Genomic DNA, 20,649 nt, shown 5'->3' with positions numbered 1-20,649 from the left:
AGTCATAGCCATGAATACCTCACCCCGGCTCAGCCTGAACAACGGCGTGCTGATCGACCAGTTGGGCTACGGGCTCTACAAGGTCCCGCGGGAGGACACTCCGAGGCTGGTGGCCACGGCCCTCGAAGCGGGATACCGGCATTTCGACACGGCGGCGATGTACGGCAATGAATCCGGTGTGGCACGCGGAATCGTTTCGCTGTGCGGGGTGGAGGCTGCCCCGGGCGGATCAGGCGAATCCGCTCCGCCAACCTCCAGGGAAGACCTGTTTATCACCACGAAGGTCTGGAACGATGATCAGGGCTACGATGCCACGCTGCGGGCCTTCGACACCTCAATGATCAACCTGGGCCTTGAATACGTGGACATGTACCTCATCCACTGGCCCTGCCCCAAGCGGGGACTGTTCCAGGAAACGTACCGAGCGCTGGAAACGCTCTACCGCGAGGGCAAGGTGCGCGCGATCGGCGTTTCCAACTTCCAGCCGCAGCATCTGGACCGGCTGCTGGAGACAGCAGAGGTGGTGCCCGCAGTCAACCAGATTGAGCTTCATCCATGGCTTCAGCAGGGAGAACTGAGGGAAAAGCACCGCGAGCTGGGCATTCTTACGGAAGCATGGAGCCCGCTGGGCCGCGGTCAGGTCCTGGAGGATCCCGACATCCTGGCGCTCGCAGCCGAACACGAGGTGACGGCGGCCCAGATCATTCTGCGGTGGCACCTGCAGCTGGGCAACATCGCCATCCCCAAGGCAAGCTCCTGGGACCGGATAAGGGAGAACCTCGATATCTACAGGTTCGAACTGTCCGCCCTGGACATGGCGGACATCGCCGGCCTGGACCGCGGCCACCGCACCGGCTCCCACCCCGACAACGTCAACTAGGATCACCCCAGCACATGAGAACAGCAGACTCCGAGCCGTCAACCACGCCGTCCTTCTTCAGCAGTAGCCTTGCTGCCCGGACCAGGGCATCGGACGTCGGTCTCCGCGGCGGCACTGTGGCGTACTGGACCTACGAGCCGGTGCGGACAACACCGGAAACACGCACCATCCTCGTCATCCACGGCTTCCGCGGCGATCACCACGGGCTGCTGCGCGTGGCGGACCAGCTGCCCGACATGCGCCTGATCATGCCGGACCTTCCCGGGTTCGGCAGCTCTGAGGCATTTGTCGACGGCGAACACAGTGTCCGCCGCTACGGACAGTTCATCGGCGATTTCATGGAAGCTCTCGGCCTGGGGCCGGACACCGTCCTGCTGGGGCACTCATTCGGTTCCATCATCGCAGCCCACTTTGTAGCCGATCACCCGCAGGCGGTCCGCCCGCTGATACTGGTCAATCCCATTGCAGCACCAGCCCTGGAGGGGCCCAAGGGCCTCATGACCCGGCTGGCGGTGCTGTATTACCGTGTCTCTGCCCGGCTCCCCCACACCCTGGGGCTGCTCCTGCTGCGCAGCCGGCTCATCGTCAGGGTCATGAGCGTGGCCATGGCGAAAACCAAGGACAAGGAACTCCTGCGCTTCATCCACGGCCAGCACCATGCCTACTTCAGCGCGTTCGCCAACCGCGAGAGTCTGCTGGAATCCTTCACGGCGTCCGTCAGCAGCAACGTTTCAGAGGTGGCCGCAAAGCTGACGCTGCCCGTACTTCTCGTGGCCGGAGAAAAGGACGAAATCGCCCTGCTCCGTGACCAGCACAAACTCGCCGCTCTCCTTCCGGACGGAACGCTGGAGGTGATCCCCGGCGTCGGGCATCTGATCCACTACGAAACCCCGGAACCCGCCGCAGGATTCATCCGCCGTTTCCTTAAGGACCACGCCGCGTGAAAATTGTCATCGACGCCCGCTTCACGCGGACGGACCACCATGACGGCATCAGCCGCTACGGCGCCAGCCTCATCGCCGCTGCCTCGAAAATCGCGGACGTTTCCATGCTCATCAGCGATCCCAAGCAGCTGGCCCTGCTGCCGGACGTGCCGTACACCCTGATCAACAGCCCGCTTTCCCCCGCTGAACTCTTTGTGGCCAGCAAGGTCAACGAGCTGGGCGCCGACGTGGTGGTCTGCCCCATGCAGACCATGGGCACGTGGGGCCGCAAGTACGGGCTGGTGCTCACGTTGCACGACATGATCTATTACGAGCACCCGGCGCCGCCGGGCTTCCTGCCCGCTCCGGTCCGGATCCTGTGGCGGCTCTACCACAAGGCATTTTGGCCCCAGCGGCTCCTGCTCAACCGGGCGGACGTGGTGGCCACCATCAGCCGCACCACAGAAGCCCTCGTGGCCAAGTACCGGCTGACCAGCCGCCCGGTGCGGATTGTCAGCAACGCGCCGCAGCCGGCCCAAGAGCCCCGCGACCCGACGGCGGGGGCTGAGAAGACGCTGCTCTACATGGGCTCGTTCATGCCGTACAAGAACGTTGAGACCATGCTGGCCGGCATGGCCGAACTTCCTGAGTACACGCTGCACTTGCTGAGCCGGGTCACTCCGCAGCGCCGGGCCGAGCTGGAGGCCCTCATCCCGGCGGGTGCGAAGGTGGTCTTTCACAACGGCGTGACCGACGACGAATACACCGGACTGCTCAAACGGACCACCGCCCTCGTCAGCCTCTCGAAGGCGGAGGGGTACGGCCTGCCGCTGGTTGAGGCCATGTCACTGGGCACGCCGGTCATTGCCAGCGACATTCCGATCTTCCGCGAGGTGGGTGCCGACGTTGCCACTTATGTGGATCCGGATTCGGCTGCTGCATTTGCCGCCGCGGCCCGCGGCCTCGACGACGACCGGCACTGGCAGGAGGTGTCACGGCGCTCGGTGGAACGGGCCAACGATTTCAGCTGGGACGCCTCCGCGCGGCAGCTCGTGGACGTGGCCGCGGAGGTCGTGGCTCTTCGCGGCAGGCGTACCCGTTAGAGGACGTCCACGCCGTCGAGCCGCAGCTGCACGGGATCGTCAGTGCGCTTTGCCGCGCTGGCGGCTTTTACTGATCTGAGGAGGCGGGTGACAATGCCGGCCTGACTGTAGGGAATGAAGAGGAGATTGCGGACGTCCTCGCTGGCGGCATTCGCCGCGGTCTTCCCCGCTGCCGGCTGCTGTCCAGGCAGCAGCGGCGCAGGACCGGCAACGCGCAACACCACCCCTTCCGCCGCCAGAAGCGCGGTGACTGAAGACGTGAAATGCCCGACGGCGGTGCGCCCGCCTGTCACGGAAGCGACCCTGACCGCCGGGGGAAGCAGAAGTTCGGTGCGCAGCGCCAGTTCCCGCTGCGCATAGCCGGAGGCGTCCCACCGCAGCAGCGCCCCCACAGCTGCGGTGTCGTCGGCGGTGATGACCACGATGCCGCCCTCCGTCGCAGGGCGCACCAGGGCCGCGGCGTTGAACCAGCGCCTGACGGCGTCTTCCCCGGCCCGGAGGTTTTCGCGCCTGAGGAGGGAGTCGCCGTCGAGCAGCAGGGCGGCGGCGTAGCCTCCGGCCGCAACCGGCTCGGCGCCCACGGTGGCCACCACGAGTGACCCGGTATCGGGAACGGTCGCTTTGACGTGGTCACCCGACGACGTCACGACGGCTTTGCCGGGGAAAGCCCTGCCCAGCTCCTCCGCCGTGCGGAGAACTCCGGTGGCACCGCGGCGCAGCCTCGTGTTGTTGCAATGGCTGCAGCGCCAGGCTGGTGCCGGAGTCGAACACCACCGGCACTGCGGCACGGCGGAACTGCCGGAGGCTCCGGCAATCGCCAGAGGTCCCTGGCAGGACTGGCAGCGGGCCGGCTCACGGCAGGTGTCGCACACAAGGGACGGCGCGTAGCCGGAGCGGGCGACCTGGACCAGGACGGGCCCGCGTTCCAGGCCTTCCTTGGCCGTCCGCCACGCCGCTCCGGGCAGCCGTGCGATCCGGGCCAGGGGGTCGCGCTCCTGCTCAAAGCTGTCGGCAGTATTGAGGACACGCGGAACAGTGCGTCGGACCACAGAGCGTTCGGCTTCCACGGGCATGGCCCAGCCTGCTTCCACGAGGCGCTGCGCCTCGGTGCTGCGCGTGTGCCCTGCCAGCAGGCAAGCGGCGGCGTCCTGCTCCGCCCGGAGCAGGAGCACTTCCCGGGTGTGGGCATACGGAGAACGCTGCTCGATGTGGAGGTCGTCTCCATCGTCCCAGCACACGACGAGGCCCAGGTTCCGGACGGGCGCGTAGGCCGCCGAGCGCGTGCCCACCGCGACCCCGGCGGTTCCGTTGAGGACGCGCAGGTAGCTGCGGTAGCGGGGCGTCTGGCCGTCGTCCGCCGTCAGCCGCGCGATGTCACCGGCAGGAAGGAGCTCCTCCAGGGCGGCCTGGACCCTGTCGAGGTCCCGGTAATCGGGAAGCACAACCACCGCGCCGCGTCCGGATTGCCGGACAGCCGCCACGGCCTCGGCGATGAGCCGCGGCCAGCCGTGGGGTCCGAAGCCCTGCAGGGCGCTGAGCGCCGCTCGCGGCGAGCCGCCGGCGTTCAGGTGGCGGAGGAACGCACTGCCGTTCCGGTAGTCCACCCACCCCCGACCGGGGGCGGGTGATGGCGGCAGTGACCCGGTTTCTGGCCCGGGAGCGGATTGCGGCGCAGGGGGCTCTCCGGCGGCAATCTCCTTCTCCACTTTGACCACGCGGGGCGGTATGGCTACCCGCAGGACGTCGCTGACCGTCCCCGCATACCGTGCCGCGACCCGGCCGGCGAGTTCCTGCAGGCCGGGCGTCAGCACGGCAACGGATGACACCACCTTGTGCAGCGGTACCAGATCATGGCCGGCGTCGGAGTCCGCGGTCCGCTCGAGAATATAGCCGCTGAGTTCCTGGCCGCTGAACTTCACCTTGACCCGCACGCCTGGCGTGGCTGCATCATCCAGTTCCGCGGGGACGCTGTAGTCGAAGGGCCGGTCCAGATGGGGCAGCGACGATTCAATGAGGACGCGGGCCACCGGAAGGCTGGCCGCCAGTGGCGGTCCGGTGGCAGTTCTGGAACTGGCCGGAAATCCCTGCAGCAGGGACAGCTGCTGCGGCTCGTCCGCCGCGGGTTGGACGGCGTTGAACGACATGCTGTTGGAAGCCGCTGCTTTCGAAGCCATGGCGCCTACCTCCGTCCTGTATCAACCACCAGCCAAGCACGTGGGTGCGACATTTCAGGCCACCGGCGGCTTCGGGCCAACGGCTCAGGCGTTGAAGTACGCCTTGAGGTCGTCCACGCGGTCCAGGCGCTCCCACGTGAAGTCCGGATCGTCGCGGCCGAAGTGACCGTGCGCGGCCGTCTTGGCATAGATGGGGCGCTTGAGGTCGAGGGCGTCGATGATGGCGCGGGGACGGAGATCGAAAATCTCCGCGATCGCTGCGCTGATCTTGGCCGGATCAACGGTTTCGGTTCCAAACGTCTCCACGTAAGTGCCCACCGGCCGGGCCTGGCCGATCGCGTAGGCGATCTGGATCTCTGCGCGCTTGGCCAGCCCTGCGGCCACGACGTTCTTCGCCACCCAGCGCATGGCGTAAGCGGCCGAGCGGTCAACCTTGGACGGATCCTTGCCCGAGAAGGCGCCACCGCCGTGGCGAGCCATGCCGCCGTAGGTGTCGACGATGATCTTCCGGCCCGTGAGGCCYGCATCGCCGACGGGGCCGCCGATAACGAAGGCGCCGGCAGGGTTGAGAATGTTGACCGTGCGGGAGATGTCCAGGTCCGCAAGGGCCAGCACCGGATCAATCACGTGCGACGCGAGGTCGGCCCGGAGCTGGTCGAGGCTGAATCCATCGGCGTGCTGGCTGGAGATCACGATGGTCTCAACAGAAACCGGGCGGTCGCCGTCGTAGCCGATCGTTGCCTGGGTCTTGCCGTCGGGCCGGAGGTACGAGAGCTCGCCGCTCTTGCGGACTTCGGTAAGCCGTTCGGACAGCCGGTGGGCGATCCAGATCGGCGTGGGCATGTAGGACGGCGTCTCGTCGCTGGCGTAGCCGAACATGAGGCCCTGGTCCCCGGCGCCCTGGAGGTCGTAGTCGTCTTCCTGACGGCCTTCCCGGGCTTCCAGCGAATTGAAAACTCCGCCGGCGATGTCGTTTGACTGCTGGCCGATGGACACGGACACGCCGCAGCGGGCGCCGTCGAATCCGTTGGCGGATGAGTCGTAGCCGATCCCCAGGATGGTTTCCCGGACGATCTGTGGAATTTCAACATAGGCGTCCGTGGTCACCTCACCGGCAACGTGGACCAGGCCTGTGGTGGCCATGGTTTCCACGGCGACACGGGACTCCGGATCCTTGGCCAGCAGGGCGTCAAGGATCGCATCGCTGATCTGGTCACAGATCTTGTCCGGGTGGCCTTCAGTCACCGACTCGGACGTGAAGAGCCGGAGCGGGGCGGGTACGGACCCGTGGGATTCAGGAATGTGCAGCGGTAAAGTCACTCAACTACCTTACTTGTTGGCAAACGGGCCTGCGGCAGCGTGTGTCCCCATGCTAAGGAGACGTTGCTTACGCCTGTCAGGTTCGCGGGAAGACCTTGCTCAGCTCGGCGCTGACGCGGTCAATGACGACGGCGGCGACGTCCTGCTTGGAGCCGGACGCCGACTGGGGTTCGGAGCCGGTCCGGGACAGGATGACTACTGAGTTGTGGTCCTGGCCGAAAACCTTGTCCGAACCCACATGGTTGACCACCAGGAGGTCGCACCCCTTGCGCTTGAGCTTCGCCTCCGCGTATTCGAGGACGTCGCCGTGGGCATCCCCGGTTTCGGCGGCGAACCCCACGACGAGCTGGCTGCTTCCGCCGGCGTCGCGGACCGCGACGAGTTCGTGGAGGATGTCGGGGTTCCGGACCAGTGTGATGACGGGGTCTGCCTGATCGTCCCGTTTCTTGATTTTGGTTCCGGAAATGTCCGCGGGGCGGAAGTCCGCTACCGCCGCGGCCATGATGACGACGTCGGAATCGACCGCCGCCGACAGCACGGCTTCCCGGAGTTGAAGGGCCGTTTCGACCTCCACCAGTTCCACGCCCGCCGGAGCAGGCACTTCCATGTGGGCGGCTATCAGCCGCACGGCGGCTCCGGCGTCCCGGGCTGCAGCGGCCAGCGCGACGCCCTGCTTTCCGGAGGAACGGTTGCCCAGGAACCGCACGGGGTCCAGGGGTTCACGGGTGCCGCCGGCGCTGATGGTCACTGTCCGCCCGGCGAGGGGGAAGAGCGGAGCGTCAGCCACGCCAGTGCCGTGGGGGGCTTCGTGCAGTCCGTGCGCCAAGGCCATGGCCGCTTCGAAGATTGCCTCCGGTTCCGGCAGGCGGCCGGGGCCTGAGTCGGAACCTGTCAGCCTGCCGCTGGCCGGCTCCAGGACGGTGACGCCTCTGCTGCGCAGGGTTTCCACGTTGGCCTGCGTGGCGGCGTGCTGCCACATTTCCGTGTGCATGGCCGGGGCGAAGAGCACGGGCCCGCCAGCCATCAGCAGCGTGTTGGTGAGGAGGTCGTTGGCCTGTCCGGTTGCGGCGCGGGCCAGAAGGTCGGCGGTGGCCGGGGCTACGACGATCATGTCCGCCTCATGGCCGAGCCTGACATGGTTCACCAGATGGACGTCGTCAAAGACGCTGTTGCTGACCGGATTTCCGGAGAGCGCCTCCCAGGTGGCCACACCGACAAAACGGGTGGCCGACTCGGTGGGGATGACGGTGACGTCATGGCCGGCTTCAGTAAAAAGCCGGAGGAGCGATGCCACCTTGTAGGCGGCAATCCCTCCCCCGACTCCGAGGACTATGCGCACGTGACCTCCGTCAACAGGCAGTCTGTTTTACTCTGCGGAAGTTACTCGGCAGCTTCGATCGGTGTGGAGACCAGCTTGCCTTCGTTGATCTCGCGCAGCGCGATGGACAGCGACTTCTCGTTCAGCTTGGTGTCAACGAGGGGGCCGACGTACTCAAACAGGCCCTCGTGCAGCTGGGCGTAGTAAGCGTTGATCTGACGTGCACGCTTGGCACCGAAGATCACCAGACCGTACTTGGAATCGGCAGCCTTCAGCAGCTCGTCGATCGGCGGGTTGATGATGCCTTCAAGGTTCGTGGACACGAATTCTCCAAATTCTAACGGGCTGGCACGATCCGGCGCCTAGCGCTGGTTCGGGGTCAGCCCCATGAGTGAAACAAGCTCGTCCGCTGCCCGTCGAACGTCATCATTGATGACCGTGTGATCGAACTCCGGCTCAGCGGCAAGTTCTAGTTTAGCGGTTTCCAGCCTGCGCTGCTGTTCCTCGGCGCTTTCGGTGCCGCGGCCCACCAGGCGGCGCACCATTTCGTCCCACGTGGGGGGTGCCAGGAAGACGAACTGTGCGTCCGGAACGGCTTCCTTGACCTGGCGTGCGCCCTGCAGGTCGATTTCGAGCAGGACTGAACGTCCTTCGGCGATTGCCTGGTCTACCGTGCTCTTCAGCGTGCCATAGGTATTCTGTCCATGCACGACTGCCCATTCCAGGAATTCGCCGGCGGCCACCAGGGACTCGAACTCCTCCTTCGACTTGAAGAAGTAGTGCACCCCATCGACCTCTCCGGGCCGCGGAGCGCGGGTGGTGGCTGAAACGGACAGCCAGACCCCGGGGTAGTTGTCGCGGATATAGGTGGACACGGTGCCTTTGCCAACAGCCGTAGGACCTGCGAGGACTGTCAGTCCGGGTTTCTTGCTCACGTATTCCTTTTGGGCGGTCTTCAGATGACTCTGTTCGGATGGATCTATTTCTCGTTCATAAAATCTACCAGCGCCCGGCGCTGGTGCACGCCCAGTCCCCGCACCCGCCTCGAAGCCGCGATGCCTACGGCCTCCATGATCGCCGCTGCCCGGACCTTTCCGATCCCGGGCAGGGCCTCGAGCAGCTCGGAGACACGCATCCGGGCAATGGCCTCCTCGCTGCCTCCCGAGTCCAGCACCTCTGCGATGGACAGGTCACCGGTTTTCAGCCTCTCCTTGGCAGCGGCCCGGGCGGCCCTCGCTGCGGCGGCTTTTTTCAGCGCATCAGCGCGTTCCTGGGCTGACAAGGGTCGCAAGGTCACGGTGATCCCCCGGGGGTAGCCAATGGATCCACGGCCGAGGCCGTTGGACTTGTCCTTGAACCTACTCCTCGGCGGCTGCAGAAATCAATGGACTATGCGGCGCGGAGACCGTCCAGCGTGCGGGCGGCAGCATCAGCCAGATCCCGGACACCGGGACCCGCCTTGAGGATGTCCCGGCTGGACGTCCCCAACACCTGCGGATAGGCGGTGCCGAAGGTCTTCCGGAGATCTGCAGGCGTGGCACCCTGGGCACCCAGGCCCGGGGCCAGAATGGGTCCACGGACTGCTCCGAGGTCAAGACCGAGGTCCGTGAGGGCCGATCCCACCGTGGCGCCCACTACGAGGCCGACGGAACCAAGCGTTGCCCCATACCGCGTATTTTCGGCGGCGGCTGCCTGCACGATCCTGCGGGCGACGGAGTCGCTGCCGCCCACGTGCTGGACCGAGGCCCCCTCCGGGTTGGAGGTCAGGGCCAGGACAAACACGCCGCGGCCGTACTCCGCCGCGAGGTCCAGGGCGGGGCGGAGTGACTCGAACCCGAGGTACGGACTCAAYGTCACGGAGTCCGCGGCGAGGGACGAGCCGTCCCGAAGCCAGGCGTCGGCGTATGCGGCCATGGTGGAGCCGATATCGCCGCGCTTGGCATCAGCGATGCTCAGCACGTCGGCCCCCGCCGCTGCCTCCAGCGTCCGCTCCAGGGCGGCCATCCCGGCGGAGCCGTGTCGCTCGTAGAGCGCCACCTGCGGCTTCACCGCGGCAGCGAGGGAACCCACGGCCTCCAGGACTGTCAGTGAAAAGCGCTCCAGGCCCGCGGCGTCGTCGTTCAGTCCCCAGGCCTGCAACAGCGCCGGGTGCGGATCGATGCCGACGCACAGGGGCCCGCGGTCGGCCATGGCCTGGCCCAGCCGGGAGCCGAAGGACTCCCGGCCGGGCGTGGCTGCTGCCTCTGGCTCAGGCATTCTGCGCTGCCGCGTTCTGTGAAGCCACCAGGGCGGCGGCGTGCTCCTGCAGGCTGGTTACGGACCATTCGTAGGTGCGCAGCGCCTCGATGGCCTGGACGGCCGCGTTGAATTCGGCCACCGTGGTGATGCACGGGATGCCGATGGACGTGGCCGCGGCACGGAGTTCGTAGCCGTCGCTGCGGGCTTCGCCGCCGGACGGGGTGTTGAACACCATGTCGATTTCGCCGGCGATGACGAGGTCGGCGATGGTGCCTTCGCCCTCGGCGCTGCTGCCCTCGGCAACCTTGCGCACCGGGGTGGCCTGGATGCCGTTGCGGCGCAGCACGTCGGCCGTTCCGCCGGTGGAGACGATCTCGAAGCCGAGGTCGGACAGGCGCTTGACGCCCATTATCACCGAACGCTTGTCCCGGTTGGCCACGGAGACGAAGATCTTGCCTTCCGTGGGCAACGCGTTGTTCGCGGCTGCCTGGCTTTTGGCGAAGGCGGTGTCGAAGTGCTTGTCGATGCCCATGACTTCGCCAGTGGAGCGCATTTCCGGGCCGAGCAGGGAGTCCACGACCTTGCCTTCGGGGGTGCGGAAGCGGCTGAACGGCAGGACTGCCTCCTTGACCGAGACGGGCGCGTCCAGCGGCAGGGTGGAGCCGTCACCGGTTTCCGGCAGCATCTTGTAGGCACTGCGGAGCTGGTTAATGGTGACGCCGGTGCCGATGAGGGCTGCGGCCTTGGCCATCTGCACGCCGGTGGCCTTGGACACGAACGGCACGGTCCGCGAGGCGCGCGGGTTGGCTTCCAGCACGTACAGGACGTCCGACGCCAGCGCGAACTGGATGTTGATGAGGCCGCGGACGCCGACGCCTTCAGCGATGGCGCGGGTGGCCGTGCGGACGCGTTCCAGCACGTTGTTGCCGAGGGTAATCGGCGGCAGGACGCAGGCTGAGTCGCCGGAGTGGATGCCGGCCTCCTCGATATGCTCCATGATGCCGCCAAGGTACATGTCCTTGCCGTCGAACAAGGCGTCGACGTCGATTTCAACGGCGTCTTCCAGGAACCTGTCGATCAGCACCGGGTGGTCCGGGGTGATCTCCGTGGCGTTGGCGATGTACCGGGACAGGTTGGGCTCGTCATAGACGATCTCCATGCCGCGGCCGCCCAGGACGTACGACGGACGGACCAGCACGGGGTAGCCGATTTCGTCTGCGATCTTCTTGGCGTCCTCGAAGGACACGGCCGTGCCGTTCTTCGGGGAAATGAGCCCGGCTTCGTCCAGTACCCGGGCGAAGGCGCCGCGGTGCTCGGCAAGGTCGATCGCTTCCGGCGAAGTGCCAAGGATGGGCACGCCCGCGTCCGCCAGCTGCTGGGCCAGCTTCAGCGGGGTCTGTCCGCCGAGCTGCACGAACACGCCCATCACGCCGCCGGTGCGCTCCTCTGCGGCGATGACCTCAAGGACGTCTTCCAGGGTCAGCGGCTCGAAGTACAGGCGGGTGGAGACGTCGTAGTCGGTGGAGACGGTTTCCGGGTTGCAGTTGACCATGACGGTCTCGTAGCCGGCTTTGCGCAGCGCCATCGAGGCGTGGACGCAGGAGTAGTCGAACTCGATGCCCTGGCCGATGCGGTTGGGGCCGGAGCCGAGGATCAGGATGGACGGCTTGGCGTGCAGCGCAACCTCGTCCTCCTCGTCGTAGGACGAATAGTGGTACGGGGTGTAGGCGGCGAACTCGGCGGCGCAGGTGTCCACGGTCTTGTAGACCGGGCGGATGCCCAGGGCCTGGCGGACTCCGCGGACCACGGCTTCGGAGTTGTGCGTGAGGGCGCCGATCTGCTCGTCCGAGAAGCCGTGGCGCTTGGCCCGCTGGAGCATCTCCACGGTCAGGGCACCGGACTGGCGGATCTCGCGGGAGATCTCGTTCAGCAGCTGGAGCTGGTCCAGGAACCAGGGATCGATCTTGGTGGCCTCGTAGAGTTCCTCGACGCTGGCCCCGCCGAGCATGGCGCGCTGGACCTGGTGCAGGCGGTCCGTGGTGGGGCGCTTGGCCTTTTCGATGAGCTCCGGGATTTCCCATTCCGGGACGGAGCTGAAGTCAAGCTGCGAGCCCTTCTGCTCCAGCGACCGCAGCGCCTTCTGGAGGGCCTCGGTGAAGTTGCGGCCCATGGCCATGGCCTCGCCCACGGATTTCATGGTGGTGGTCAGCGTGTTGTCGGCGGCCGGGAACTTCTCGAAGGCGAACCGCGGAACCTTGACCACCACGTAGTCCAGGGTGGGTTCGAAGGACGCGGGCGTCTTCTGCGTGATGTCGTTGGGGATCTCATCCAGCGTGTAGCCGAGGGACAGCTTGGTGGCGATCTTGGCGATGGCGAAGCCGGTGGCCTTGGAGGCCAGGGCCGAGGAGCGGGACACGCGCGGGTTCATCTCGATGACCACCACGCGGCCGGTGTCCGGTTCGATGGCGAACTGGATGTTGCAGCCGCCGGTGTCTACGCCCACTTCGCGGATGACGGCGATGGAGATGTCGCGCAGCCGCTGGTATTCACGGTCCGTGAGGGTCAGTGCGGGGGCCACGGTGATGGAGTCGCCGGTGTGGACGCCTACGGGATCGAAGTTCTCGATGGAGCAGACGACAACCACGTTGTCGTTCTTGTCCCGCATCATTTCGAGTTCGTATTCCTTCCAGCCGAGGATGCTCTCCTCGAGCAGCACCTCGCTGGTAGGGCTGTACTGCAGGCCCTGGCCGACGATCCGGCGCAGGTCGTCTTCGTTGTAGGCGAGGCCGGATCCCAAGCCGCCCATGGTAAAGGACGGGCGGACCACCATCGGGTAGCCCAGGTCTTCGGCTGCCTTCAGTGCCTCGTCCATGGAGTGGATGATGTGGCTGCGGGCGGACTCGGCGCCGCAGCGCTCCACCACGCCCTTGAACTTCTCGCGGTCCTCGCCGAGTTCGATCGCCGCGATGTTCGCACCGATCAGTTCCACGTTGTACTTCTCGAGAACGCCGTTCTTGTCGAGCGCAATGGCCGTGTTGAGGGCCGTCTGGCCGCCCAGGGTGGGCAGCACGGCGTCGGGCCGCTCCTTGGCGATGATCTTCTCGACCACCTCGGGGGTGATCGGCTCAATGTACGTGGCGTCGGCGAACTCGGGGTCCGTCATGATGGTGGCCGGGTTGGAGTTGACGAGGATGACGCGCAGGCCCTCCTCCTTGAGGACGCGAAGGGCCTGGGTGCCGGAGTAGTCGAATTCGGCGGCCTGGCCGATGACGATCGGGCCGGAACCGATGACCAGGACGCTCTTAAGGTCAGTTCTCTTAGGCATTACTTCTTGTCCTCAGTGTTGTTGTCGATCGGGTTGTGCTGTCCCTGGGCGGGGTGCGCGGCGTCCACGGGTTCACCGGAGAGTCCGGCGGTCTTGCCGTCCCGTGTGCCTTCCATCAGGTCAATGAAGCGGTCGAACAGGTAGGCGGCGTCGTGCGGGCCGGCTGCTGCCTCCGGGTGGTACTGGACCGAGAACGCCGGGATGTCGAGGCACGCGAGCCCTTCCACGACGTCGTCGTTCAGGCTGATGTGGCTGACCTCGACCCGGCCGTAGCGCTCTTCGGGCGCCGCGGTGGGACCGTCGAGCGGCGCGTCGACGGCGAAGCCGTGGTTCTGCGAGGTGATTTCCACTTTTCCGGTGCGGCGGTCCATGACCGGCTGGTTGATGCCGCGGTGGCCGTAGCGGAGTTTGTACGTGCCGAAGCCAAGGGCCCGCCCCAGGATCTGGTTGCCGAAGCAGATGCCGAAGTAGGGCAGCTTCTCGTCCAGCACCGAGCGGAGCAGCTTCACCTGGTTGTCTGCCGTCGCGGGGTCGCCCGGGCCGTTGGACATGAAGAAGCCGTCCGGGTTGACGGCTTTGACGTCCTCCATGGTGGCGGTGGCGGGCAGGACATGGACGCGGACGCCGCGCTCGGCGAAGCGGATCGGCGTCATGGCTTTGATGCCGAGGTCGATCGCCGCGATGCTGAACCGGGGGTCGCCGTCCCAGCCGTGGTCCTTGGGCTCGACGACGTAGGCCTCGTCGATGCTGACCTCTTCGGCCAGCCGGGCGCCTTCCATCGGCGCGCTGGCGAGCACGGCGTCGACCAGTTCCTTGTCGGTGGCCTGCGCTGCGCCGCCAGAGAAGATGCCGGCGCGCATGGTCTTGTGTTCGCGCAGGTGGCGGGTGATGGCGCGGGTGTCCACACCCTGGATGCCGACGATGCCCTGCTCCACGAGTTCATCGTCCAGGCTGCGCTCAGAGCGCCAGTTGGACGGGCGTCGCGCGGCGTCGCGGACGATGTAGCCGGCCACCCAGATCCGGCGCGACTCGGCGTCTTCGCTGTTCACACCGGTGTTGCCGATGTGCGGCGCCGTCTGCACCACCAGCTGCCGGGCGTAGGACGGGTCCGTGATGGTCTCCTGGTAGCCGGTCATGCCGGTGGCAAACACCGCCTCGCCGAGGGCGGTGCCCTGGGCGCCGTAGCTCGTGCCGCGGAAGATGCGGCCGTCTTCGAGGACCAGGGCGGCCGGGGTGGAACTTGCTGCTTGAGGCGCAGTACCTGCGTTTGCTGTCACTTTGTTGGTGTCCGTCACTGTATTACTTTCCACTATGGGCATCTGCCTGAGGGCCTGCGGAGATCAATTCCTGAAGTGTTTGGAGGAGGGCCGGTTTGTCCGCGGCCCTCCGGGTGCGGAAGCCGGTGTCCAGTTCGTGCTGTCCGAGCGTCCAGCTCAGCACCAGCAGCCCGTCTTTCTCGACGAACTTGCCGGCCATGCCGCTGTCCTGGCGGACGCCTGACAGACTGGCCGCGGGGATGAACAGCGGCCCGGCTCCGGACCGCTCAAAGAGCACACCCTCCGGGTGGACGGTGAGTTCCGCGTTCGTGCGGATGCCGAGTCCGTGCACGGCGATCCGGTCCAGCCAGTCGCCGGCCGTGGTGGACGCGACGTACTGGCCGTCCGCGGCTGCAAGCGGCATGCTCAGGTCGGCCGGAACGGGGGGCAGCTGTTCGACGTCGGACTGGCGCCGCAAACGGTTCCGCCACCCGATGCCGATCAGGACCAGCACAAGGGCGATGAGCGGCAGCGTGGTGACCAGCGTCAGGGTCTTATTGTCCATCAGTACGCGCCCACCGGCGCTGTGGCGGCGTCGGCCGGGTAGCGGTAGGGGGTGTTGAGCTTGCCGTCCAGGACGGTGGGGTGGCCCTTGAAGAACGTGGCCACGACCTTGCCCGGGAGCTCCATGCCGCGGAACGGCGAGTTGCGTCCCATGGTGGCCATGGCGGACGGGTCCACGGTCCAGCGCGCGGCCGGGTCCACCAGGATGATGTTGGCGGGCTCGCCTTCCTCCAGGGGGCGGCCCTGGTCCGCCAGGCGGCCGATCCCGGCCGGCGCAATGGAGGTCGCCCTGGCGAAATCAGCCCAGGTCATGAGGCCGGTCTCGATCATGGCGTGCTGGACGACGGACAGGGCGGTCTCCAGCCCGGTCATGCCCATTGCCGCCTGCGCCCACTCGCATTCCTTGTGTTCGCTCGGGTGCGGAGCATGGTCGGTGCCCACCACGTCGATGGTCCCGTCGGCGAGGGCGGCGCGCAGGGCCTGGACGTCGGCGTCGGTCCGCAGCGGCGGGTTGACCTTGTACACGGGGTCGTAGCTGCGGACCAGCTCGTCGGTGAGCAGGAGGTGGTGCGGGGTCACTTCGGCGGTGACGTTGATGCCCCGGCCCTTGGCCCAGCGGATGATCTCCACGGACCCAGCGGTGGACACGTGGCAGACGTGGAGGCGGGAGCCCACGTGCTGGGCGAGCAGGACGTCTCGGGCGATGATGCTTTCCTCGGCGACCGCCGGCCAGCCCGTCAGCCCGAGGACGGCGGAGACTTCGCCTTCGTTCATCTGGGCGCCGGCGGTGAGGCGGGGTTCCTGCGCGTGCTGGGCCACCACGCCGTCGAACGCCTTGACGTATTCCAGGGCGCGGCGCATCAGGACGGGATCATGGACGCAGATGCCGTCGTCGGAGAACATGCGGACCTGGGCGCGGGAGTCCGCCATGGCGCCGAGTTCGGCCAGCTGCTCCCCGGCAAGGCCAACTGTGACGGCGCCGACCGGACGGACGTCCACCCAGCCGGCGGCGCGGCCCAGGCTGTGGACCTGCTCCACCACTCCGGCCGTGTCGGCAACGGGGGTGCTGTTGGCCATGGCATGTACGGCGGTGAAACCGCCCAGTGCCGCCGCCCGGGTTCCGGTCTCGACGGTTTCGGCGTCTTCGCGGCCGGGTTCGCGGAGGTGAGTGTGGACGTCGACCATGCCCGGCAGCGCGATGAGGCCGTCGGCATCGATGACGGTGGCGCCGTCGGCAGTGTCTGTCTCCGACAGGTCCGTGCCGCGCGCGGTGATGACGCCGTCGCGGATGAGCAGGTCCTCGGCTCCGGCTCCGAGGATGGCCGCTCCGCGGATGAGGTAGGTTTCGCTGCTTCCGGCGGTGGCGTTGCTGTTGGCGCCGTTGTCGGCAGATTGTTCAGCCATTACTTGCTCTCTTTCAGGGTGGCGGCTGGTTCGCGGGTGTCCCCGGAGAGCAGCAGATACAGGGCGGCCATGCGGATGGACACGCCGTTCCGGACCTGGGCGAGGACGGTGGAACGTGGCGAGTCGGCGGCGGCGGCGGAAATTTCCAGCCCGCGGTTCATGGGACCGGGGTGCATGATGATGGTGTCCTTGAGGCCCAGGCTGTCCAGCGCGCGGAGCCGGTTGTCGTCAAAGCCCCAGCGGCGCGAGTACTCGCGGGTGGAGGGGAAGAACGACGCATTCATCCGTTCGCCCTGGACCCGGAGCATCATCACGGCGTCAACGCCCTTTTCGAGCGTTTCGTCCAGGTTGTAGCTGACCTTGCACGGCCACTTGTCGACGCCGATGGGCAGCAGGGTGGGCGGGGCAACGAGCGTCACCTCGGCGCCGAGCGTGCGCAGCAGCCAGACGTTGGAGCGCGCGACACGGGAGTGCAGGACGTCTCCTGCGATGGCCACGCGCATGCCCTTGAGGTCCGCGCCGGCGGACGGCAGCCCGGCGAGTTTTGCCCAGTGCCGGCGCATGGTGAAGGCGTCCAGCAGCGCCTGCGTGGGGTGTTCATGCGTGCCGTCACCGGCGTTGATGACGGCAGCGTCGATCCAGTCGGTTGCAGCGAGCCGGTGCGGCGCGCCTGAGGCCCAGTGGCGGATTACGACGGCGTCAGCGCCCATCGCGGACAGCGTCTGGGCGGTGTCCTTGAGGGACTCCCCCTTGGACACCGACGATCCCTTGGCGGCGAAGTTGATGACGTCCGCGGAAAGCCGTTTGGCGGCTGCCTCAAACGAAATGCGGGTGCGCGTGGAGTCCTCGAAGAAGAGGTTGACCACGGTGCGGCCACGCAGGGCAGGAAGTTTCTTGACCTCGCGGTCGCCGACGGCCGCCATCTCCTCGGCGGTGTCGAGGATGCGGACGGCGTTGGAGAGGCTCAGGTCCTCGGTGGACAGCAGGTGCTTCATGCGCCGGCCTCGATGACCACTTCATTGACAGCCTGGCCGTCAATGACGTCGGTTTCCTCGAGGCGGACCCGGACTTTTTCGGCGGAGGAGGTGGGCAGGTTCTTTCCCACGTGGTCAGCCCGGATGGGAAGCTCCCGGTGCCCTCGGTCGATCAGCACGGCCAGGCGCACAATGCGGGGCCGGCCCAGGTCAACCAGGGCGTCCAGGGCGGCGCGGATGGTGCGGCCCGAGTACAGAACGTCATCGATCAGGACTACGACCTTGTTGTCGATGCCGGTCCGCGGCAGTTGCGTATGGTGCGGCGGCCTGGTGGGCTGGTGGGAGAGGTCGTCGCGGAACATGGTGACGTCGAGCTGTCCGACGATCGCGGAAGCGTCCACAGCCGGATCCGCGGCGGCGATCTTTTCGGCGAGCCGGACTGCCAGCGGATAGCCGCGGCGCGGGATGCCCAGCAGCACCAGGTCCTGCGAACCTTTGTTGGCCTCGAGGATCTCATGGGCGATACGAGTGAGTGCACGGTCAATGTCCGCCTGGTTGAGTACAACCCTGGCCGGTACCGGTGCCTGTGTGACAGGAGTCAACGCTCGTCTCCCCTTTCCCCGCCTCACGGGACGGAATTAAAAAAGGAACATTTGCCTTCCAAAATTACCACACGGGCGTTCCAGCATTGCCCGGGCAGAGGGCGTCTTCGGTCACATCCGGCGCAGGGGCCTTTGGCGAGGCGGGCGCCGCCATTTAGGCTCATGACTATGTCGATGAACCCGCAGCAGCCTGCTCCCGGACCGTCAGGTGCCCGCCCCGGCGACCCGGAGTGGCAGTTCCACGAGCAGACCAACCCCAGCTGGATGGGGCACGTGCACCAGCAGAACTACAGGCCCGCGCCCGGGCACAGCGGCGGGTCAGTGGTCCAGGTCATCCCGGAGGCGGCATCCACCGTCGCCGCCCGCCCGTCGTCAGGGGTTCTCGCCCTGGTCCTGGGCGGAGGGGTCCTCGCCTTCGTCAGCCTTTTCCTGGTTGTACCTTTCCTGCTGGCCAACACGGGAGTCACCGGCTTCGTGACCGGGTTCGTCGCTTCACTGATTCCGCTCGGCGCAGTGCTGTTTTCCGTGTACCTCATCGACCGCTGGGAACCGGAACCTAAGCGGCTGCTCCTTTTTGCGTTTACGTGGGGCGCCGCCGTGTCCATCGCAGTCACACTGCTGATCCAGCCGGTCTTCGCGCTTGCGGCCCCGTACTCCGATGAAGCATCCTTCCGCGACTTCATGACCACCGTCCAGGCGCCGATTGTGGAGGAATTCGCCAAATCCCTTGGCCTGCTGCTCCTGCTCCTGCTGGCACGCAAGAACTTCGACGGTCCCGTGGACGGCGTGGTTTTCGCCTTCACCATCGCCGGGGGCTTCGCCTTCACCGAGAACATCCTCTACTTCGGCCGGGCCATTGCCGAATCCAGTACGCCCGGGACGGACCTCGCCCAGATCTTCTTCCTTCGCGGCGTCATGTCGCCCTTCGCCCACGCCATCTTTACTGGCACCACCGGCCTGATCATGGGCTTCGCCGCCCGCCGCTGGCATCCTGGCGTCTCCGTAGCCGCCTTCGTGGTGGGCCTGATTCCGGCCATGGTGCTGCACAACCGCTGGAACAGCATGGGGCAGGACTTCCTGGCCCAATATGTGCTGGTGCAGGTCCCGATCTTCCTGCTGGCGGTGGCGTGCATCGTGATGCTGCGGGTCGCCGAGACGCGCCTCACCCGGCAGCGCCTGCTCGAGTATTCCGCCGCAGGCTGGTTCACCCCGGCCGAAGTGGGGATGCTGGCCACCGCCGGAGGCAGGCGCCAGGCGGTGCGTTGGGCCGGCTCATACAACCGCGGTCCCCAGATGAAGGACTTCGTTAAAGCCGCAACACGGCTCGCCTTCACCCGCCAGCGGATCCTCAGCGGCAGGGATGTCCTGGCCCACCAGCAGGACGAACTGCAGCAGCTGCGCGAACTGGTCGCGTTGCGCGCCGCCGTCGGGCAGTAAGAAAACGGCCCGGCAATAAGACCGCACCGCGACGGGGAGCAAAAAAGCCCCGGCCAAATGGCCGGGGCTCTTGCTGTCTGCGGACCGCGCGTCGGGTCAGGCCAGCAGCGAGGGCTTCAGCTGCTGGAGGCGTCCGAGAAGGCCGTTGATGAACGACGGCGACTCGTCCGTTGAGAGCGTTTTGGCCAGTGCGACCGCTTCGCTGACGGCTACGCCGTCGGGGACGTCGTCGTTGTACAGCAGCTCCCAGGTGCCGATCCGCAGGATGATGCGGTCCACGGACGGCATGCGCTCCAGGGTCCAGCCCTGCGAGTACGTTTCGAGGAATTCATCGATGGCAGGCTGAAGCGAAACCACGCCTTCGACGATTTCAAGCGTGTAGGGGTTGACGATCTGGTCGGTCCTCTCGCGCCGCGCGCGAAGCACGTCGAAGGCGGAGACGGATCGCTGTTCCGCCTCGAAGAGGACATCAAGGGCCCTGTTACGGGCTTTACCGCGTGCGCTCACTACTCGCTGACCCTGCCCAGGTAGCTGCCGTCACGGGTGTCGACCTTGACCTTGGTGTTGTTCTCGACGAACAGCGGCACCTGGATCTCGTAGCCGGTTTCGAGGGTGGCCGGCTTGGTTCCGGCGGAGGAGCGGTCGCCCTGCAGGCCCGGCTCGGTGTAGGTGATTTCGAGGACAACGCTCGGCGGCAGTTCGATGTAGAGCGGGTTGCCTTCGTGGATGGCGATGTTGACCATCTGGTTTTCCAGCATGAAGTTGGTGGCGTCGCCCACCGTCGCGCCGGAGACTGTGATCTGGTCGTAGTCCTGGGTGTCCATGAAGACGAAGTCCGCACCGTCCTGGTACAGGTACTGGTAGTCGCGGCGGTCCACCGTGGCGGTTTCGATCTTGAGGCCCGCGTTGAAGGTCTTGTCGACCACCTTGCCGGACATGACGTTCCGCATCTTGGTGCGCACGAACGCCCCGCCCTTGCCCGGCTTGACGTGCTGGAACTCGATGATGTTCCAGAGCTGGCCCTCAAGCTTCAGGACGGTTCCGTTCTTGATGTCGTTTGTGGTTGCCACTGGTTTCCTCTGGTTTCTATGTGACTGCTTCTTGCTGCCAGCCGGTTATGCCAAGCAGGCA

At 66.5% G+C, this 20,649-nt stretch carries 19 protein-coding genes; 4 read left to right on the top strand and 15 right to left on the bottom strand.

The window, feature by feature from the left end; genetic code table 11:
- Positions 1-10 precede the first annotated feature (10 nt).
- From AC1D14_RS06140 to AC1D14_RS06130, 3 genes are read left to right on the top strand one after another with little or no spacing between them, the layout of a single operon-like run.
- The gene (locus tag AC1D14_RS06140; protein WP_230119676.1) at positions 11-880 is read left to right on the top strand and encodes an aldo/keto reductase; all 870 of its coding nucleotides are present in this window, start codon (positions 11-13) and stop codon (positions 878-880) included.
- Positions 881-894: 14 nt separating this feature from the next.
- On the top strand, positions 895-1,824 hold the full coding sequence (locus AC1D14_RS06135) for an alpha/beta fold hydrolase (RefSeq protein WP_230119677.1): 930 nt from the start codon (positions 895-897) through the stop codon (positions 1,822-1,824).
- The gene (locus tag AC1D14_RS06130; protein WP_230119678.1) at positions 1,821-2,906 is read left to right on the top strand and encodes a glycosyltransferase family 4 protein; all 1,086 of its coding nucleotides are present in this window, start codon (positions 1,821-1,823) and stop codon (positions 2,904-2,906) included. Before AC1D14_RS06135 ends, AC1D14_RS06130 begins: the two co-directional genes overlap by 4 nt.
- Here the strand turns inward: AC1D14_RS06130 and AC1D14_RS06125 are convergent.
- From AC1D14_RS06125 to pyrR, 13 genes are all read right to left on the bottom strand, one after another.
- A complete protein-coding gene (locus AC1D14_RS06125) occupies positions 2,903-5,050 on the bottom strand; it encodes a primosomal protein N' (RefSeq protein WP_476881419.1) in 2,148 nt (715 codons plus the stop codon). The genes AC1D14_RS06130 and AC1D14_RS06125 overlap by 4 nt on opposite strands.
- A gap of 114 nt (positions 5,051-5,164) precedes the next feature.
- Positions 5,165-6,400 carry a methionine adenosyltransferase gene (gene metK / locus AC1D14_RS06120; RefSeq protein WP_230119679.1) on the bottom strand — a complete coding sequence of 412 codons (1,236 nt, stop codon included), beginning with the start codon at positions 6,398-6,400 and terminating at the stop codon, positions 5,165-5,167.
- Positions 6,401-6,476: 76 nt separating this feature from the next.
- Positions 6,477-7,739: a bifunctional phosphopantothenoylcysteine decarboxylase/phosphopantothenate--cysteine ligase CoaBC gene (gene coaBC / locus AC1D14_RS06115; RefSeq protein WP_230119680.1), complete on the bottom strand. Its 1,263-nt coding sequence runs from the start codon at positions 7,737-7,739 to the stop codon at positions 6,477-6,479.
- Positions 7,740-7,780: 41 nt separating this feature from the next.
- A complete protein-coding gene (gene rpoZ / locus AC1D14_RS06110; protein WP_090581074.1) occupies positions 7,781-8,041 on the bottom strand; it encodes a DNA-directed RNA polymerase subunit omega in 261 nt (86 codons plus the stop codon).
- Positions 8,042-8,080: 39 nt separating this feature from the next.
- A complete protein-coding gene (gene gmk, locus AC1D14_RS06105; RefSeq protein ID WP_230119681.1) occupies positions 8,081-8,653 on the bottom strand; it encodes a guanylate kinase in 573 nt (190 codons plus the stop codon).
- Between the two features lie 44 nt (positions 8,654-8,697).
- A complete protein-coding gene (gene mihF, locus AC1D14_RS06100) occupies positions 8,698-9,015 on the bottom strand; it encodes an integration host factor, actinobacterial type (RefSeq protein ID WP_230119682.1) in 318 nt (105 codons plus the stop codon).
- Positions 9,016-9,107: 92 nt separating this feature from the next.
- The gene (gene pyrF / locus AC1D14_RS06095) at positions 9,108-9,974 is read right to left on the bottom strand and encodes an orotidine-5'-phosphate decarboxylase (RefSeq protein WP_230119683.1); all 867 of its coding nucleotides are present in this window, start codon (positions 9,972-9,974) and stop codon (positions 9,108-9,110) included.
- Positions 9,967-13,281, bottom strand: coding sequence for a carbamoyl-phosphate synthase large subunit (carB, locus tag AC1D14_RS06090; protein WP_230119684.1), 3,315 nt, complete (start codon positions 13,279-13,281; stop codon positions 9,967-9,969). The genes pyrF and carB overlap by 8 nt, the downstream gene beginning before the upstream one ends.
- Positions 13,281-14,600, bottom strand: coding sequence for a glutamine-hydrolyzing carbamoyl-phosphate synthase small subunit (gene carA / locus AC1D14_RS06085; protein ID WP_230119685.1), 1,320 nt, complete (start codon positions 14,598-14,600; stop codon positions 13,281-13,283). The genes carB and carA overlap by 1 nt, the downstream gene beginning before the upstream one ends.
- Positions 14,581-15,102, bottom strand: coding sequence for a PH-like domain-containing protein (locus AC1D14_RS06080; protein WP_230119686.1), 522 nt, complete (start codon positions 15,100-15,102; stop codon positions 14,581-14,583). Before AC1D14_RS06080 ends, carA begins: the two co-directional genes overlap by 20 nt.
- A complete protein-coding gene (locus AC1D14_RS06075) occupies positions 15,102-16,505 on the bottom strand; it encodes a dihydroorotase (RefSeq protein WP_230119687.1) in 1,404 nt (467 codons plus the stop codon). The genes AC1D14_RS06080 and AC1D14_RS06075 overlap by 1 nt, the downstream gene beginning before the upstream one ends.
- Positions 16,505-17,500, bottom strand: coding sequence for an aspartate carbamoyltransferase catalytic subunit (locus tag AC1D14_RS06070; RefSeq protein ID WP_476875509.1), 996 nt, complete (start codon positions 17,498-17,500; stop codon positions 16,505-16,507). Before AC1D14_RS06070 ends, AC1D14_RS06075 begins: the two co-directional genes overlap by 1 nt.
- Complete coding sequence (gene pyrR, locus AC1D14_RS06065; RefSeq protein WP_230117997.1) at positions 17,497-18,081, bottom strand: bifunctional pyr operon transcriptional regulator/uracil phosphoribosyltransferase PyrR; 585 nt, start codon at positions 18,079-18,081, stop codon at positions 17,497-17,499. Before pyrR ends, AC1D14_RS06070 begins: the two co-directional genes overlap by 4 nt.
- 168 nt (positions 18,082-18,249) lie before the next feature.
- On the opposite strand from pyrR, the gene AC1D14_RS06060 reads away from it, so the two are divergent.
- Positions 18,250-19,518: a PrsW family intramembrane metalloprotease gene (locus AC1D14_RS06060; RefSeq protein WP_230117998.1), complete on the top strand. Its 1,269-nt coding sequence runs from the start codon at positions 18,250-18,252 to the stop codon at positions 19,516-19,518.
- A gap of 96 nt (positions 19,519-19,614) precedes the next feature.
- Here the strand turns inward: AC1D14_RS06060 and nusB are convergent, their stop codons facing one another.
- The gene (gene nusB / locus AC1D14_RS06055; protein WP_056635239.1) at positions 19,615-20,025 is read right to left on the bottom strand and encodes a transcription antitermination factor NusB; all 411 of its coding nucleotides are present in this window, start codon (positions 20,023-20,025) and stop codon (positions 19,615-19,617) included.
- Complete coding sequence (efp, locus tag AC1D14_RS06050; protein ID WP_230117999.1) at positions 20,025-20,588, bottom strand: elongation factor P; 564 nt, start codon at positions 20,586-20,588, stop codon at positions 20,025-20,027. Before efp ends, nusB begins: the two co-directional genes overlap by 1 nt.
- Positions 20,589-20,649: the final 61 nt, after the last annotated feature.

Source organism: Arthrobacter sp. P1_B11 (assembly GCF_056406715.1).
This window is presented reverse-complemented; position numbering and strand designations above follow the sequence as displayed.